Consider the following 16,694-nt stretch of genomic DNA (forward strand, 5'->3'; position numbering starts at 1 on the left):
TGGTCCCCGTCACCAACCTCTGTGGTCAGTACAGCTAGCGCTCGCCGCTGCGCCATGCCAGCGGTACCTGGGCCAGCGGTCGCATCACCGGGGTGCCCGTGTCGTCGCGCGCCGTGCCGTCCAGCCGGACCCGGGCCGCGCGTGCGCGCAGTTCCAGCGTCCCGACGGCGTTGGAGAAGTACGGGCCGGCGAGCTTGTGCCAGCGTGGCCCCGGCCGCGGTACCCGCGCCAGCCGCGCGATGCCGGCGGCGATCCGGGCGGCGGCCCGGCTCCAGCCGATCCGGAAGCCGAGCTTCATCTCCGGTGGGGCCTGGTTGTGGGTCGGCGAGCAGGTCAGCTGGTACACGCGGCTGCGCTGCCCGGGGCTGAGGTCGGCGGCGGCGACGTAGCTGTGGTGCACGTCGCCGGACAGTACGGTGACGCTGGCCGGCGGTTGCGGCGTGTACCTGCCGGCGGAGACGTCGCGCAGCAGCTCACCGAACCGTTCGAAGGAGTCCCGGAAGGCGCCCCAGTGCTCCATGTCGGCGAACTGCCGCGCCCACTCGGCGCCGGCCGCGACCAGTGACCTGGGCGAGTCGGCGAGCTTCTCGTCGGCGGTCTCCAGGTCGTGGATGGCCGGCGGCAACAGCCAGGGCAGCGACGCGCCGAGGACCAGGTGGTCGTAGTCGCCGCGCACCTGCTCGGCGAGCCAGTCCCAGTCGGTCGGGGACAGCATCTGCCGACGGCCCGGCGTGAGTACCCGGCCGCAGCGGTTGTCGAGCACCAGCACCCGGGTACGAGCCAGGTCGATGCGGTAGCTCCAGCTCGGGCCGGCGGTCGGTGTGGGCGGATCGGCGGCGCGGTCGCCGACGACGGCGAGTCGGGCCAGCGCTGCCGACGCGTCGCCGCCGGTCAACACCGTGCGGGCCGTCTCGTCGGTCGCCAACTGGTCCGGTGTGAGGTTGCCCAACTGCTGGTACACCCAGTACGAGGCGAGGCCGCCCACGATCCGGCGGGGCCACCAGGTCGTGGCGCGGACCCGTTCGCGCCAGGCGGCCGAGGTGTTCCAGTCGTCCACGATCTCGTGATCGTCGAAGATCATCGCGGACGGCACGGTGGACAGCAGCCAGCGGATCTCCGGATCGGTCCACGACTCGTGGTAGAGCCTCGTGTAGTCCTCGAAGTCGCCGGCCTGGTCGACCGGCGCGTCCGTCGGACCGTCACCGTGCTCGCGCCGGTCCCGAAGGTACCGCCTGGTGTCGGCGGAGATCTCGTCCGCGTACACCTGGTCGCCCAGCAGCAACATGAGATCCGGGGTCGGCGCGCTGCCCTTGGCCAACGCGCGGGCGAAGGTGTCCAACGCGTCCGGGGGGGTACGCGTCGTCGGTGTACGGGGACGCCTCCCGGCAGGAACCGAACATCACCCGTACCGTCGGGCTCGGGCCACCCCGGGTACGCAGCCGGCTCGGCGGGTACTCGTAGCGGTCAGGCGGCCAGACCTGCTCGCCGTCCAACCGCACCGTGTACGGCAGGTCCGCCCCCGGCCCGAGGCCGGAGAGTACGACGAGCGCGTAGTGGTGCCCGAACGCGGTGAAGGTGTCCGCGTCCGCGGTGCTGTCCCCGGCGCAGACCTCGACCCGCGCCGGCGAGTCCGCCTCCACCCAGATGCTCGCCGTGTCGTTCGTGACGCATCGCAACACCGGCCCCAGCACCAGCCGCGGTGAGATCTCCACGCTCCGATCATGCCCGACATTCGCCCCGTACCGGCGACCACCAACGGAGTAACGGTGCGAGGGGCCGTCGGTGGATCGGCCAGGCGCCGGCGCTGCGGCCCGTCCGAGCGCGGCGGCGCTCGCGGTAACCGGTTCAGCGGCCGACCGCACTCAACCGAAGTCCGTACGAAGGAACGTTCTCATGCACTGCAGAACGCCTTCGGGCCCAACCTGATTCGATGATCCCTTTTGGCCGCATGCTTCGCCGGCCGTCACGTGGCGCAGGCGTCGAGCAGTACCGCGCGATCGTCGTCGCTGATCAAGCCGTGTGGCAGGGCGCCGTCAGCCAGAAGTGTGCGCAGCGTTGACCCGTGCTCGGCAAGAGCGGCGCGGCACTGCTGCCGTTCCGGGTGGTCCTGGTTGCTCCCGAGGAACCGCACGCGGCTGTCGGACTCGTCCGGTGGGGTGGCCACACCGACGAGGTACGGCCGTTCCGCCGGCGATCTTGGCCGGGGCTGCCGACCGCCCCGCCCACCCGGGACGTATCGGATGCCGATGGGCGTGGACACCGCGGACCCGAAGTACCACCTGCGGCTTATATAAGCGAGGGTTGGTATGCTTCTGGTCGTGCACGCGTTCGACATCCTCGGTGACCCGGTGCGCCGGCGCATCCTTGAGCTGCTCGCCGACGGTGAGCAGACCTCGGGTGCGATCACTGACGTGATCCGGTCCGAGTTCGCGCTGTCTCAGCCGGCCGTGTCGCAGCATCTGCGCGTTCTGCGTGAGAACGGGTTCGCGTCGGTCCGGCCTGAGGGAGCCCGCCGGTTCTACGCCGTCAACCCCACGTCGCTGAGTGAGGCTGACGAGTGGCTGGATCGGTTTCGCGGGTTCTGGGACCAGCGGCTCGATGCCCTGGGCACTGAACTGGCCCGCGGCAAGCGGGCGGCCCGGATCCGGCGTGCTGGCCGGGCCGATCCACCAGCGAAAGGCACATGACGTGAAGGACGTACTGGACGAGCTGGCCGCCGCGCGGCGGACGATGGGCACGGGGATGCTCCCCGCTGGCGATGCGTACACGATCGAGTTGAGGCGTCACTACGACGCGTCGGTCGACGACGTGTGGAGCGCCATCACCGACCCCGAGCGGTTGGGCCGCTGGTTGAAGCCAGTCACCGGGGACCTGCGACTCGGCGGATCGTTCGAGCTGGACGGCGGCGAGCACGGAGAGATCCTCGCCTGCGACCCGCCGGGACGGCTGCGAGTGTCCTGGCTGTTCGGGCCGGAGGCCGATGAATGGCCGGGTACCAGTGAGGTCGAGGTGCTGTTGTCCCCCAGCCCCGCCGGGGGCACCGAGTTCGAGCTGGTCCACGCAGCGGCCGTCGCCGAGCCCATGTTCCCGACCTACGGCCCGGGTGCCGGCGGCGTGGGCTGGGACCTGCATCTGCTGATGCTGGCCGGTTTCTTCGCCGACGGCGAAAGCCTCGACCACGAGCGATTCCGGACCACGCCCGAGGGACACGACTTCGTACGGCGCAGCGCCGCAGCGTGGGGCGATGCTCACCTGGCCGCCGGCGGTGACCCGGATCGGGTGGCGGCCGCCGTGGCGGCCACCTCCGCGTTCTACGCCCCCGGAGGCACCGAGTGATGAAGTACACCGTCTCGATCGAGATCGCTGTGCCGCGCCAGGATGTGGTCGACCTGCTCTCCGACCCGGCGCAGATGCCGAAGTGGCTGCGGGGCCTGGTACTGCACGAGCCCGTGAACGGGGTGCACGGCCACCTCGGGACCACCTCGCGAGTCGTGTTCCAGACGGGCAGGCAGCGCATGGAAGCCACCGAGACCATCACCCGCGTGGATCCCGCCGACCTGCGCGCCATCCCGAGGTCGGTCGTCGTGCACTACGACCGCGAGATCGTCGGCGGGGGTATGTGGCAGGCCCAGCGGGACCGCATCATCGACGCTGGCCCGAGCACGACCCTGTGGGAGAGCGAGAGCGAGTTCCAGTTCGACGGCCTCGTGATGCGGTTGATCGCACTGCTCCTGCCGAGCATGTTCCGCAAGCAGTCGAAACAACACATGGAGGACTTCAAGGCGTTCGCCGAAGACGGGACGGACGTCCGCGGAAGGGCGAACTGATCCATCGCAGTCAGCGACGAACACGTTCATCCCGCAAGCCCACCAGCCGGGCCGTGAGGCCGAAGTCGATTCCGGCGAGGTTGTAATCCGACTCCGTGGCGAGCTACGTCCCCATCCCGGAGGCCGACCGATCGACGACCTCAACAGCATGATCGACGCCTGGGACGCCGCCGAGGACCGGCACGGTCGAGCCGAGACACACAGGGCCCCGCCTCCGGCGCCGCATGTAGTTGAGGGCTCCGGCCACACCTCGGTTGCAGGACTCGACAGGGGCCTTCAACGACCACATCCGTACCACGCCACATGATCCAGCGTCATGCCGCGCCACGTTCTTGGCTGCGCGCCCCTCCGTTGATCAATCTCCGCCTGGTGTTACGGGTTTCTGGCTGCCGAGTTTGAGGTGCCTGGCTTGGTAGAAGGCGATCGGGTCGACTGCACCGGCGGGCTGGGGTTTTTGTGGAGGTGGATTTCGAAGTGCAGGTGTGGTCCGTCGGCATTGCCAGACTGCCCCACCACACCGATGACGTGGCCGGTCTTGACCCTCTGTCCAACGTGGACGGTCGGGCGGCGGAGCATGTGGCGGTAGCGGGTGAGGTCTGGTCGGGGCTGTGATGTCGACGTACCAGCCGCAGCCGGGTGTGGCAGCGCTGCCGGGCCGGTTGCAGTTGCCGATGGACGGTTCGCACTCGGCGACGGTGACGGTGCCGGCGTACGCGGCGAGGATCGGGGTGCCTTGCTTCGCGGCGAGGTCGACGCCGTTGTGGTCGGGCCGGCCGTCGGTGCGGAACCCGGACACGATGGGCCGCCGCTGGCGCGGAACTCGACCGCTCGCGGGGGGGCCACCGCGGCGACCGGCGATCCCGGCGCGCAGCCCGTGCCCCGGGTTGGCCGGTCGGCCGCGCCGGGCCGACGCGACCTAGCTGTCCTCGAGGAGCTTCCAGAGCTGGGACGCGAGATCGAGGGCGTGGGCCGGATCCTCGGCAAGGTAGTGCAGGTCCACGAACGCGCCGTCCATCCCCGCGGTACGCGCGTCGGCGACCTGGCGCGCCACGTCGACCAGTTCGGTACCGGCCGGCGGGTTGATGCGCAACTCGCGCCGGATCGTGTCGGGATCCCGGCCGGCGTCGTCGGCGGCGGCGCGGATCGTGTCCCACATCGGCCCCAGCACCGCCGTCGGCACCGGTACGGCGAGCCAGCCCGCGGCGCGCCGGCCGACCCGGCGCAGCGCGGCGGGCCCGGTGCCGCCCAGGAGTACCGGGGGGTGCGGGCGCTGGGCTGGGCGCAGGTCGAGCCGCGACGGCGGGATCCGCCAGGTGACTCCGTCGTGCTCGACCGGGTCGCTGGTCCACATGGCGGTGAGCGCGTCGAGCATCTCGTCGAGCAGCGCGCCCCGACGCTCCCAGGAGGTGTTCGTCGACGAGTACTCGTCGCGCATCCAGCCGATGCCGAGGCCGACGTCGAGCCGGCCGCCGGAGAGCTGGTCGAGCGAGGTCAGCGTACGGCCGAGCAGCAGCGGGCTGTGCCACGGCGCGTTGAGGGTGCTGGTACCGAGCCGTGCCGTGGTGGTCACGGTGGCCGCCGCGGACAGGACGACCAGCGGGTCGAGGAACGCGGTGAACTCCGGCGGGTACGGATGCTCCGGGGTGAAGCCCGGATAGATGTCGCTCGGTTCGACCGGGGTGAGGATCCGGTCACCCACCCAGAACGATCCGTACCCCATGGCCTCGGCCTCGCGGGCGAACGACGCGACGTCCGCCGCCCGGCAGAGCGGTCCGTACTGGGGAAGCGACAACCCGATCCGCATGCTTCGCGTGCTCCTTGCTGTCCATCATGGACTGTCTACTGTGGAGGCTGGCCGGCCTCGGTGAGCCGGGCCAGGACCTGACCGACGAGTGTGGTCAGGACGTACTTGGTGGACTCGCGGTGCCGCGCGTCGCAGAGCACCACCGGTACCGAGGGCGGCAGCGCCAGCGCGTCGGACACTTCCTCGGCGAGGTACCGGGGGGCGCCGTCGAAGCAGTTGACGGCGAGCACGAACGGCATGTTGCGCCGCTCGAAGTAGTCGACGGCGGCGAACGAGTCGGGCAGCCGTCGGGTGTCGGCGAGGACCACGGCGCCGAGCGCGCCGCGGGACAGCTCGTCCCACATGAACCAGAACCGCTCCTGCCCCGGCGTGCCGAACAGGTAGAGCGTGAGGCGGGGGGTGATGGCGATGCGCCCGAAGTCCATCGCGACCGTGGTGGTCCGCTTGGTCTCCACGCCGGCGACCGAGTCGACGCCGACGGAGAGCGTGGACAGCTGCTCCTCGGTCTTCAGCGGACGTACCTCGCTGATGGAGCCGACCATCGTCGTCTTCCCGCTGCCGAAACCGCCGGCGATGAGGATCTTGAGCGGGATCGGATCCGGCTCCGCCCCCTGCGGGTCAGAGGTTGTGAAGGCCATGGAGCAGTTCCTCCAGAAGCAGTGCGTCAGGGCGCAGCGCGGCCTGGTTCGGCAGTCGGATCGTGATGAGCTGGTACGCGGCCAGGTCAGACAGCAGGACCCGGAGCACGCCGATGGGCAGGTCGAGGTCGGCGCCGATCTCGACGACGGCGCGCGGGCGCCGGCACAGCCGCAGGATCGCCAGGTGCTCCGGGCCGAGGCGGGCGTCCGACGGCGGATGCGCCTCGGTCACCACGACACTGAGCAGGTCGAGCCCGACCGCCTCGCCGTGGGTCCGCCCGCGCGTCACCCCGTACAGACGGACGAGCGGGCCGGCCTCCTGGTCGAGCCACTCACCGTCCGGTGACTCGTGACGTGCCATCGCAGCACCTCACCCGGTCCCGAACAAACCGGCCTCGTGCCTCGGAGTTGTCGTCATGTGCTCACCCATCCGCCGCACCAGCATCGACATCTCGTACGCGACGAGTCCCGCGTCGGCACCCGAGCTCGCCAGGACCGCGATCCGGGCACCCTCGCCGGCTGCGGTGACGAACAGGTACCCGCGGGTCAGGTCGACGACCGTCTGCCGGACCTCGCCGACGTCGAACGTCTCTCCCGCACCTGCCGCGAGGCTCTGGAACCCGGACGCGATGGCGGCCAGGTGGTCGGCGTCGTTTCGCGCGAGCCCGGCGGTACTGGCGATCATGATGCCGTCGCTCGACAGGATCACCGCGTGTCGGACGTCGGGTACCCGTTCGGCGAAGCTGTCCAGTAACCAGGTGAGGCCACCAGAACGCGAATCTGTGTCAGTCATTCCGGTCACGCTCCTGCGCAGTGGCGGTACGTCGGTGATCGATGTCGGGCCGCTCTCCGGCCCAACCCTGCTGTACGGCGGACATCATCGCGCGGGCCTCCTCCGGCGAACGCGCCGTCGGAGCCGCCGCGGCGTTCTGGTCACCGTTGCGTGCCCCGCGCAGTCCGGGCGCCAGGTTCGCCTGCCGGGCGCGCCGGGGCAGCTTCGGCCGGTTCGGGTCGGGCCGGACGTCGAGCGGGTTCTGTGGCGACGGCAGCGTACCGATGCTCGGCATGTTGCCCTCCGCCCATCTGGACCGGTCCGGCGCCAGGCTGGCACCGGGCTCCCGCCTCGGGTACCGGCCGGTGGAGTCCGGTGCCCGGTGCCGAGCGGCCGGGTCGTCGCGTCGTGCGGCCGTCCCGTCGCCGTACCCCGGCGTGCCGTCGGCGCGGTCGTCGACGACCGGCAGGATCACCGTCGAGGTGTCGGCGGTCGACGGCGAGGCGAACCAGTCGGAGCCGCGGAGGTCCCGGCGCGGGGAGACAGGTGCGGCCGGACGGGCCGGCGGGGCCGGTCGGTGTCCGTTGCCTGGCACGTCGGCCGGCGCCGGCTCCGCGTCCGGGCGCCGCGACTCGGGGGCGAGGCTCCGCACGGTCTCCCCGGTCAGGCGCTCCGCGGGGTCGGCCGGCCGTTCCACCGGAGGCGCACCGGTCGGTTGCGTGTCGGCCCGGGGTGCACCGGCCACGGGGGCGCCCGCCCGGCTCTCCAGCAGCGACGGCGGCAGCAGGACCACGGCCGAGGTCCCGCCGTACGGCGAGGACCGCAGCGAGACGGCGATGCCGCGCCGCGCGGCGAGCCGCCCGACCACGAACAGGCCGAGCTGAGTGGCGTCCGTCAGGTCGAACTCGGGCGGGTCGCTGAGCTGCTGGTTGAGCTGCGCCATGGTCTCCTGGCTCATGCTCACGCCCGCGTCCTCGATCTCGATGACGAGACCGTTGGCCGCACGGATGCCCCGCACCTGGACCGGCGCGTCGGCCGGGGAGTACAGGGCGGCGTTCTCGATCAGCTCGGCCAGCAGGTGGATCACGTCGGCGACGGCCGCGCCGACGATGTTCTCCGTCGGCAGCGGATACACCGTCACCCGCGGGTAGTCCTCGACCTCGGTGACGGCCGACCGGACAACGTCGAGCACCGGCACCGGGCTGCTCCAGCCGCGGCCGGGCGTACCGCCGGAGAGGATGATGAGGCTCTCCGCGTGCCGGCGCATGCGCGTCGCCAGGTGGTCGAGCGTGAACAGCGAGGACAGCTGGTCGGCGTCGACGCTCGCGCGTTCCAGCTCGTCGAGCAGCTTCAGCTGCCGGTGCAGCAGCGCCTGGTTGCGCCGCGACAGGTTGACGAACACCCGGGAGACGCCCTGTCGCAGCTGCGACTCGCCCGCCGCCGAGTCGACCGCGACGCGCTGCACCCGGTCGAACGAACCGCCGAGGTCGTCCAGTTCCCGGGTACGGAGCCGGGCACCGCCCACGGACAGGGCCAGTTCGGTGCTGTCGGCGCCGGCGCGCAGGCTGCGTACCAGGTTGGGCAGGTCGACGGTGGCGGTCTGGTCCATCCGGTTGCGCAGCACGGTGATCTCGCGGATCAGGCCGCGACCGATCCGCACCGAGACGATGACCAGGGCGGCGAAGCCGATCAGGCCGAACCCGGTGGCGATGCCGGCCCGGATGAGGATCTGGGTGGCGACGGGCTTCGCCGACTCGCCGAGGCTGAGCGCCGTGTTCAGCTCCAGCGCGTGCAGCTGCTTCAGCACCGCCCCGTACGCGGCGTCCCACTCGCCCGCGCGGACGGTGATCGCGTGTCCGGGCGCGGTCTCGACCACCGTACGTTCCAGCGACTGGAGCGTCGCCATCTGCCTGCTGTCCACCAGCTTCGTGTACTCCCTGGCGGTGGCCGGCGGCAGGTTCGGCACCGCCGTGGCGTACGAACCCTTGACGGCGCCGACCGCCTGGGAGAGGTCGTATCGTTCGTCGGCGGTCATCCGGCCGGCGGTGATCGCGGCCGAGATGCGCGCGTCGACCTCGTCCAGCACGCTGCGGGAGCGGGTCAGCCGGGACAGCGCCTCGCCCTGCGTCTGCAGGTCCGAGTCGCCGCCGTTCTGGCTGGTGATCGAGAGGAGCATCCGCAGGCCGCTCTCGATGGCCGACCCGTAGTAGGTGTAGACGTCGTTCGGGGTGGCCGCGCCCGCGTCGACGGCGGACCGCTGCCGGCCGAGCTTGTCGAGCTGGCCGAGCAGCGACGGCAGGACCTTGTCGGACTGTGTGGTCCCGACGTCGTGCACGCCCTGTACCCCGGTGGTCCGGAACGCGTCGGCCGCCTTGTCGGTCGCCGCCCGCGCCTTGAGCAGCGGGGTCTTGCCCGCGGCCCGGTCGGCGAGGTAGACGACCGTCGCCTTCCGCTCGGCGCTCAGCGCGACGTCGAGGTTGTCCGCAGGTATACCGATGGTGAAGTGGCGGTCCTCGATCTGGTTGAGCGTCAGCGCGCCGGGAACGGTGAGGTACATCGCGTACGCCCAGAGCGGGGTCAGCGCGGCGAACGTCACCAGCAGCAGCGTGCCGATCCGGAAACGTACCGAACGGCGTCTGGTTGTCATCGGGCTCCCGCCGCTAGTCGCTGAGTACGGGGCGGTTGCCGCGGATCGTGCCCCGTGGGTCGTGGCGACGCTTGACGTCCCGGAGCCGGACCAGCGTCTCCGACGGGAACGCGTGGTGCGGCCGGTGCTCGTAGCCCAGCATGTTGCACTGCGTGCTGCCGTCCAGGTAGGCGGAGAACTCGCGCTCCAGCCCCGCCCAGTGCTCGTGCACCTGCTCCGCCACGCCGGGCGCCATCGGCATCCCGAACGCGAGCAGCAGGTACGGCTGGGTGATCGAGCCGGCGGCCCCGCCGCAGTCGGTGGCGAACGCCCCGCCGAGGTGCCGCAGGCACATGATCAGCGGCGAGCCGCTGGCCGGGCCGGTGAGCTTGGCCAGGCTGGTCACGACGGCACCGTCCACTTCGGACAGCAGCTGCGCCCAGTCCATCGCCGGCCGCGGGTGGTCGCCCTCACCGGCGACCAGCGGCAGCGCCGACGGCTGCACGTCCCCGGTGGTGTCGAGCACCGTGTCGGGGACCGCCCGCAGCTCAGCCAGGTACGGCTCGGCGTCCTCGGCCGAGCCGAGGTACGTGAAGTTCACCGTGATGAACGACTGGCCGCGCATCTCCGGCGGCAGGCCGTCGACGTCCGGCCAGGTCCCCCACCACACCCAGAGCGTCAGCGCCGCGGGCGCCGCCGCCGTGACCGCCGCATAGGCGGAGAGCACCTGCTCGTTGCGCGCGCCGGGCCAGTGCAGCGCCCCACCGTAGAGCCGGTCGCACTCGAACAGGCCGAACTCGACCGCCGTGACGACGGCAAAGTCGCCGCCGCCACCACGCAGCGCCCAGAACAGCTCCGGGTCGGTGTCGGCGTCGACCGTGCGCGCCGTCCCCGTCGCGTCGACCACGTCGTACGACACGACGCGGCTCGCGGCGAGGCCGTGCGCCCGGCTGAACCACGACATCCCGCCGCCCAGCAGGTATCCGACGACGCTGACGTCGCCGTTGCTGCCGATGTCGGCCATCAGACCGGTGCCGTCCAGCACGTCCAGTACGGCCTGCCACTTGACGCCGGCGCCGGCCCGGACGCGCCGCGCGTCGCGGTCGAGGACGACCTCGTCCAGCGCGGCGGTGCGGAGGATGATGGCGCCGGACTGGGCGGCCGTGGGCGCGTGCCCGCCGGGCTGCGCGGCGACCGGAACCCCGGCCTCGCCGGCGAAGCGGACCAGCGTCTCGATGTCGGCGACGTCGCGCGCGGCGACGACCGCCACCGGTTGCTGGTCGTAGAAGCGGTTCCAGGCGACCCTGGCCTCGTCCCAGTCGGGATCGCCGGGAAGCCAGCAACGGCCAGGAAAGAGCTCTCGAAGGGCGGACAGACTGCTGGGCGCATTTGCACCATCGGCGAAACCGCTGGTCAACACGGCAGGATCTTATGGTTCACCCATTGCGATGACAATAACTCCCGACGACATCGCCCGAACAAACACGCTCCGACATTGGTGACAATACGGGCAGCGATCATAGGGTCCCGGATGGCGCTACCCGTCCGACCAATGTGGTCCGACCACCGCGCCCGCGCAGGGATCCGCCGCCGCAGTGTGCGCCTGGAGCGCGGCCCCGGTGCCGGAGCGGGGCCTCGTGTCGGAGTGCGTCTCGGGTGTCGGAGTGCGGCTCGGTATCGGAGCGGCGGGCCGATGCTTGCGTCGACCGGGATCAGTCGACGCGGACCGGGAGTGCGTGCAGCCCGTTGAGCAGCAGGCCCCGCGGCCGCTCCGGCTCCCTAACGGATCGGTGAGGCGCAGACCCGGTACCCGCTCGAGCAGCGCACCAGGGCGATGCGTCCCTGCAGTCCGGCGAGCGGCGTGCCGAGGCAGTGGTGGATGCCGTGCCCGAACGCGAGATGGCGCACGCCTCGCGCGGATGCGGTACCCGGTTCCCCGGCGCGTCACGTGTAGCCGGGGCGCGACCACTTCGGCGCTGGCGGTGTGCTGTGCGCGCCGCCGGTAGGGGTTAGGTGGCCGGGTGGTCATGCAGCCAGGCCAGTACCTGCTGGGCATGGGTGTTGGGCGGGAAGATCGGGTAGAAGACATGCTCGACATGCCCGGTGACGACGTCGTGGCCGCGCAGCAGGCGCGGGCTGGTGCCTGACGGGCCCTTGCCGGCGAAGTCCCAGATCGTGATCTCGGGGGCGCCGTCGTTGGCCAGCCAGCGGTCGGTGCGGTCGAAGGCCAGTCGGGTGACCTTGTCCGGGTAGCCCGGCATTTCGAGTTCTTGGCCGTCCCGGGCGCGCCAGATGTGGACGCTGCGGTCCTGGTTGCCCGTGCAGATCCACCGGCTGTTGCTGGTCGCGGCGACAGCCAGGTGCGACCCCGGGTACGCGAAGTGCCCGACCGGGTCGCGGCGGTGCGGGGCGTAGCGGTAGACGCCGTTGTAGGCGCAGGCGGCGACTTCGCGGCCACCCTTGAACCAGGTCAGGTCGGTGAGCGTGCTGGGCGCCTCGTCGGTGCGCCACAGTTCGGCGCCGTCACCGGCCCGGACGACGACCCGGCGGCCGTCGGCGACGGCGACACGGCCGTCGCGGCTCCACCTGGCCACCGACGACCACGTCCCGGTCTCGTACCGGTCGAGGGTGCGATCGGCCGCGTGCCAGATCGCGTGGCCGGTGGGGCCGGTGACGGCGAGCCGAGCCCCGTCGGGTGAGAACTCGGTGTGCAGGCCACCGTCAACCGTGAACGTCGCGATCGGCGCGCCGTCGTCGGCGTTGAGGATGGCGCAGGCGCCTTCGGCGCCGAGGACGGCGACCAGTCCGCCGGCGGCGCTGACCGAGACGGGGGCGTCGTCGATGTCGGCCTGCCACACCAGATCCGGGTCGGTGGTCGTGGTGCTCACGCGGCGTCTCCGGTCAGGCAGCCGACGAACCCGTCGGTCAGCTCGGCGCGGTCGAGGTTGCGGCCGATGAACACCAGGCGGTTGGTACGGGTCTCGCCGTCGTGCCAGCGCCGTCCCTCGTCGCCGTCGAACAGCAGGCCCCGACGGTGGTCAGGCCGATCACGACGACCAGACCCAGGCCGAGGATCAGCACCGTGTCGGCCACTCCGGTACGTACGCCGAGAGTGCGGGCGTGCCCGGTGTCGAGCGTGGTCGCGACCAGTACCGGCAGGCAGACGACCACGGCCGCCACGATCCCGACAGCCAACACCATCTCGGCCGCCACATCGCCGGCGGTCACGGTGACCGGGTTGCCGAACAGCACATGGGACAGCGCCCGGGGTTCGGCGTTGAGCGACACACCGATGACACCCAACGCGAACAGCCCCTGCCCGGCCACACCGATCGCGCTGTCCTCCGGCAGCCGCGCCCGGACTACGAGTACGGCCACCAGGATCGCCATCACCACCGCGGCGACCAGCCCGCCGGCCAGCAGAGAGGAACCCAGCAGCGCGGCGGCGGCGACCCCGGCGAGGATGGCGTGACTCATCGCGTCGGTGAGATAGACCAGGCGCCGGCTGGTCGCCCACACCCCGGCCAGCGGCGCGGCGACCCCGACCGCGACGGTGGCGAGCGCGGCCCGCTGCATGAACGGGTACGACAGGGACTGCGTCAGCCAGCCGATGCCGGTCATCCCGTGCCCGCCAGTCCGAACAGGTCAGCCACGCGACCGCGGGACAGCACCTCACCGGCCGGGCCATCGGCCAGGACGGTCCGGTCCACCGCAACCGCGCGCCGGAACGCGCCACGGGCCAGGTCGATCTCGTGCAGCGCGCAGCACACCGCGACCCCGTCGGCGGCCAGTGCCGTCAATGCGTCGACCAGCGCGCCCGTGCTCGCCGCGTCGAGGCCCTCGCACGGCTCGTCCAGCAACAGCACGTCCGGCTCCTGCGCCAACGCCCGGGCCAGCAGTACCCGCTGGGCCTGCCCGCCGGACAGGGCCTGCACCGGCCGGTCGGCCAGCGACCAGACACCGACCCGGCGCAGCGCAGCGTCGACCGCCTGTCGATCCCCGGCACCGGGCCGCCGCCACCATCGCCGCGGATCGAGTCGACCGGTGCCGACCACCTGTCGTACCGACACGGGCAGGTCCCACCGCGGCGTTGCCCGCTGCGCCACGTACGCGACCCGAACCCGGCCCCGGTCTCGCGGGCACGCGGCCGGATGATGCTCCACCGTGCCGCGGTAGGCGACCAGCCCGGCCAACGCGCGCAGCAGAGAGGACTTGCCGGCGCCGTTACGACCGACCAGCGCGACGAGTTCACCCGCGGCTACGGCGAAGTCCACGTTCGCGAGGGCCGTGATCGGCCCGTACCGCACGCTCAAGCCGCGGGCCTGCAGAACCGGGCTCACCGGCACTCCAGCCCCGAGTGCAGACGGCGGCCGTTGCCGCGCATCACCGTCAGGTAGTCCTGCCCCGCGCCCAACGCCCGCGTCGGGTCGAACTCCAGCGCGGCGAGCAGGTCCACCCGGGCACCGATCTCGGCCGCCACCGTGTCGGCCAACTTCGGCGGCAGCGCCTCCTCGAAGTACACGGTGTGCACACCGGCCTTCCGCGCCTGCCGGGAGATCGTCGCCAGTGTCTTCGCGTCGGGCTCGGCATCCGGGGACAGCCCCGCGATCGGGATCTGGCGCAGCCCGTACCGGCGCGCGAAGTAGCCGAACGCGGCGTGCGAGGTGACGATCGAGGTCTGCGCGCATCCGGTCAGATCCGCCCGCAGATCGGAGTGCAGGCGGTCGAGGTCACGCTGCAACCGAGCCAGGTTGTCCCGGTACCCATCGGCATGCTCCGGGTCCGCCCGCTCGTACGCCCCGGCGACCGCGGCGGCCATCGCCCGCATCCGCAGCGGATCCAGCCAGACATGCGGGTCCTTCCCACCCGCCAGAGCTTCCCTCCCCAGTACCGACGGTGCCGGCAGCAGATTCACCCCCGGCACGGAGAGCAGATCCGTGCGGCGCACCGACCGGGGAAGCTCGCCCACCGCCTTCTGCACATCGGGCTGGAACCCCGCACCCAGGTAGAACACCACGTTTGCGTCAGCAAGCGCCCCGGCCCCCTTGGCGTCGACCGCGAGTTCGTGCGGCTCCGTACCCGGCGGGGTCAGGTCGGCGACCGACACCCGATCACCGCCCACACGCTGGGCCAGGAACTGCACCGGATAGAAGTCCGCCACCACCCGCAACCGCCCTGGCGACCCGGACGATGAGGTGCCACAACCGGCCAGCAGCAACGGAACCAGCAGCACGGCAGCAGCAAGGACAGGCACACGAGCCACACGTAGTCGGCGAGACACACCGAGAGCGTACTGAAAACGGATCTCATTATCAACAAGCTGAGCGCCGTACGCTACACGCCGTCGTTGGCCGTCCATCACGACGTCGGGACACCACCGCGGCCGGGCCCGGCGACCCGATGCCTCCGATCGACGTGTTCACCCGCGGCATCGGCGCTACGCACAGTTCGGCTGGCCCAGGATCCGGAACCGCCAGAGTCGGCGGCAAGAACGTCTGAGCCGTCGGGCGGGCCCGTGAGAGCCGCGTTGAGAACCGCCCGCCCTCAACGATCACGGCGTGATGCCGAAGGGCGCAGCGGGCAGCGGCCGATGGGGTGCTGCGTGCGCGCATCGAACACGGTGCCAGCGTCGCGCGCGCCCAGCACGCCGGCGAGCCAGCCCAGCCCGCACCTGATCCGTGCACTGATCGACGCGAACCCCAGCACCACCTACAGACCTGACACCCGGGAAGCCCCATCCGGCCGTCACGCTGGTCGGTACCGGATCTCGATGGACGCGAACCCGGCTCCCGCCGTGTGCCGCGCGACGGTGAGCCACAGCCCCGATAGCAGCCGTTTACACGCGGCCCCGCGGGTGCGGAGCGGCGGGACCTCGATTAGTCCGTGAGCCGGGTCAGGATGGTGGTGGCCGTGCTTTCCAGGTCGGTGTCCTGGTTGGCGAGTACGACCAGGGCGGTGTCGGCGCCGGGTACCAGCGCGGCGTAGCTGTGGAATCCGGGCAGGCCGCCGTTGTGCCAGATGCTGGTGGCGTGGTTCGGCAGTTGGGTGTGGTGCCAGCACAGCCCCAGGGTGTGGGCGTCGGGAGTGCTGAAGCGTGGGGCAAGGGCCACGGCCGCAGCCGGGGCGAGTTCGGCGTGGGGAACCTGGCCGAGGTGCAGACGCAGGAAGCGCAGCAGATCCGTGGCGGTCGAGTACAGGCCGCCCGACGGCGCCCCCACGTGGATGGTGGGCACCACGGCCGGCTGGCCATCGGGATCGTGGCCCTGCGCCAGACGCCGAGTCTGCGACTGGGTGGGGGCCAGCGTGGTGTCGCCGAGCTGGAGCGGGCGGCAGATCCGGTCGGCGATCAGCGTCTCGTAGCTGGTGTTTGCGGCGTGGGACAGCAGCAGCCCCAGTAGCGCCACACCCATGTTCGAGTACCGATGGAACTGTCCGGGCGGGCTGGCCAGCGTCGTGCGGGCCAGGGTGGCTGCGAGACCGTCGAGAGAGTCGGTGCCGGTATGGTCACGCGGCAGCCCGGAGGTGTGGGTGGCCAGGTCGACCACAAAAATAGGCCGCCCGTCGTACCGGGGTAGACGGAACGCGCCAGGCAGGTAGATCTCGGCAGGCTCGTCGAGGCCCACCTCACCACGCTTCACCGCGACAGCCAACGCCAACGCGGTGAACACCTTGCTGATCGAGGCGATCCGAAACACGGTGTCCGGCGTCGGATGATCACCCGCATCGTTGACGGTGCCGACCACCGCATGGCTCACCCGGTCACCGACCTGAGCCGCCGCGATCACACCCACACCTCGCGGCCAAGAGTTCCGGGACCGGTCCAGCTCCTGACGCAGCACCGCCGTCAACGCGTCCGTCACAAGCAGCGACCCTAACCAGAACACGACCGTCCCGTCACCGCCGAACTGGTTGCGGGCCAGTTCACTGCCGCGTTCGGTCTGGCTGCAAGGTCGCGCTCCGCACGCGCGTAGACCTGGTCGAGATCGGGCGGCGCAAGCAGTGGCGTGCTGGGATACGGCACGGCCGC

General features: G+C 71.4%; 17 protein-coding genes and 2 pseudogenes. 3 read left to right on the forward strand and 16 right to left on the reverse strand.

From position 1 onward, the window contains the following. Positions 1-34: 34 nt before the first annotated feature. Positions 35-1,706 (reverse strand): annotated as a pseudogene (locus tag Aru02nite_RS30695) (alkaline phosphatase D family protein). A gap of 257 nt (positions 1,707-1,963) precedes the next feature. Continuing rightward, on the reverse strand, positions 1,964-2,164 hold the full coding sequence (locus Aru02nite_RS30700) for a hypothetical protein (protein WP_203663545.1): 201 nt from the start codon (positions 2,162-2,164) through the stop codon (positions 1,964-1,966). 154 nt (positions 2,165-2,318) lie between these two features. On the opposite strand from Aru02nite_RS30700, the gene Aru02nite_RS30705 reads away from it, so the two are divergent. From Aru02nite_RS30705 to Aru02nite_RS30715, 3 genes are read left to right on the forward strand one after another with little or no spacing between them, the layout of a single operon-like run. Continuing rightward, positions 2,319-2,687 (forward strand): ArsR/SmtB family transcription factor, encoded by a 369-nt coding sequence (locus tag Aru02nite_RS30705; protein WP_203663546.1) that lies wholly within the window; start codon positions 2,319-2,321, stop codon positions 2,685-2,687. Between the two features lies 1 nt (position 2,688). Then, entirely contained in the window at positions 2,689-3,336 is a 648-nt protein-coding gene (locus Aru02nite_RS30710; protein ID WP_203663548.1) for an SRPBCC family protein, read from the forward strand. After that, positions 3,336-3,827: an SRPBCC family protein gene (locus tag Aru02nite_RS30715; protein ID WP_203663549.1), complete on the forward strand. Its 492-nt coding sequence runs from the start codon at positions 3,336-3,338 to the stop codon at positions 3,825-3,827. Before Aru02nite_RS30710 ends, Aru02nite_RS30715 begins: the two co-directional genes overlap by 1 nt. A 372-nt stretch (positions 3,828-4,199) precedes the next feature. On the opposite strand, the gene Aru02nite_RS37650 is transcribed toward Aru02nite_RS30715, so the two are convergent. The 14 genes and pseudogenes from Aru02nite_RS37650 to Aru02nite_RS30780 form a co-directional block, all read right to left on the reverse strand. After that, positions 4,200-4,670 (reverse strand): M23 family metallopeptidase, encoded by a 471-nt coding sequence (locus tag Aru02nite_RS37650; protein WP_373325022.1) that lies wholly within the window; start codon positions 4,668-4,670, stop codon positions 4,200-4,202. Between the two features lie 73 nt (positions 4,671-4,743). Next, entirely contained in the window at positions 4,744-5,631 is an 888-nt protein-coding gene (locus Aru02nite_RS30725) for a TIGR03619 family F420-dependent LLM class oxidoreductase (protein WP_203663551.1), read from the reverse strand. Positions 5,632-5,666: 35 nt separating this feature from the next. After that, positions 5,667-6,269, reverse strand: coding sequence for a GTP-binding protein (locus Aru02nite_RS30730; RefSeq protein WP_203663552.1), 603 nt, complete (start codon positions 6,267-6,269; stop codon positions 5,667-5,669). Continuing rightward, the gene (locus Aru02nite_RS30735) at positions 6,250-6,630 is read right to left on the reverse strand and encodes a DUF742 domain-containing protein (protein ID WP_203663553.1); all 381 of its coding nucleotides are present in this window, start codon (positions 6,628-6,630) and stop codon (positions 6,250-6,252) included. The genes Aru02nite_RS30730 and Aru02nite_RS30735 overlap by 20 nt, the downstream gene beginning before the upstream one ends. Before the next feature lie 9 nt (positions 6,631-6,639). Further along, positions 6,640-7,062: a roadblock/LC7 domain-containing protein gene (locus tag Aru02nite_RS30740; protein ID WP_203663554.1), complete on the reverse strand. Its 423-nt coding sequence runs from the start codon at positions 7,060-7,062 to the stop codon at positions 6,640-6,642. Then, positions 7,055-9,688 carry a sensor histidine kinase gene (locus Aru02nite_RS30745; protein WP_203663556.1) on the reverse strand — a complete coding sequence of 878 codons (2,634 nt, stop codon included), beginning with the start codon at positions 9,686-9,688 and terminating at the stop codon, positions 7,055-7,057. Before Aru02nite_RS30745 ends, Aru02nite_RS30740 begins: the two co-directional genes overlap by 8 nt. Before the next feature lie 13 nt (positions 9,689-9,701). Next, positions 9,702-10,937, reverse strand: a complete 1,236-nt coding sequence (locus Aru02nite_RS30750; protein WP_203663558.1) for an FAD-binding oxidoreductase — start codon at positions 10,935-10,937, stop codon at positions 9,702-9,704. 739 nt (positions 10,938-11,676) lie between these two features. After that, entirely contained in the window at positions 11,677-12,555 is an 879-nt protein-coding gene (locus Aru02nite_RS30755; protein ID WP_203663560.1) for a WD40 repeat domain-containing protein, read from the reverse strand. Further along, positions 12,552-12,629, reverse strand: a complete 78-nt coding sequence (locus tag Aru02nite_RS37655; protein WP_345710183.1) for a hypothetical protein — start codon at positions 12,627-12,629, stop codon at positions 12,552-12,554. The genes Aru02nite_RS30755 and Aru02nite_RS37655 overlap by 4 nt, the downstream gene beginning before the upstream one ends. Positions 12,630-12,700: 71 nt before the next feature. After that, positions 12,701-13,288, reverse strand: a pseudogene (locus tag Aru02nite_RS30760) (metal ABC transporter permease); the annotation flags it as partial. Further along, positions 13,285-14,007 carry a metal ABC transporter ATP-binding protein gene (locus Aru02nite_RS30765; RefSeq protein ID WP_203663564.1) on the reverse strand — a complete coding sequence of 241 codons (723 nt, stop codon included), beginning with the start codon at positions 14,005-14,007 and terminating at the stop codon, positions 13,285-13,287. The gene Aru02nite_RS30765 and the pseudogene Aru02nite_RS30760, both read right to left, overlap by 4 nt. Beyond that, the gene (locus Aru02nite_RS30770) at positions 14,004-14,900 is read right to left on the reverse strand and encodes a metal ABC transporter substrate-binding protein (RefSeq protein ID WP_203663572.1); all 897 of its coding nucleotides are present in this window, start codon (positions 14,898-14,900) and stop codon (positions 14,004-14,006) included. Before Aru02nite_RS30770 ends, Aru02nite_RS30765 begins: the two co-directional genes overlap by 4 nt. Positions 14,901-15,211: 311 nt before the next feature. Beyond that, positions 15,212-15,376 carry a hypothetical protein gene (locus Aru02nite_RS30775; RefSeq protein ID WP_203663574.1) on the reverse strand — a complete coding sequence of 55 codons (165 nt, stop codon included), beginning with the start codon at positions 15,374-15,376 and terminating at the stop codon, positions 15,212-15,214. A gap of 167 nt (positions 15,377-15,543) precedes the next feature. Further along, on the reverse strand, positions 15,544-16,506 hold the full coding sequence (locus Aru02nite_RS30780) for a serine hydrolase domain-containing protein (protein WP_239077067.1): 963 nt from the start codon (positions 16,504-16,506) through the stop codon (positions 15,544-15,546). Positions 16,507-16,694 lie beyond the last annotated feature (188 nt).

Origin of the sequence: Actinocatenispora rupis, assembly GCF_016861975.1 — a bacterium.
GTDB lineage: Bacteria > Actinomycetota > Actinomycetes > Mycobacteriales > Micromonosporaceae > Actinocatenispora > Actinocatenispora rupis.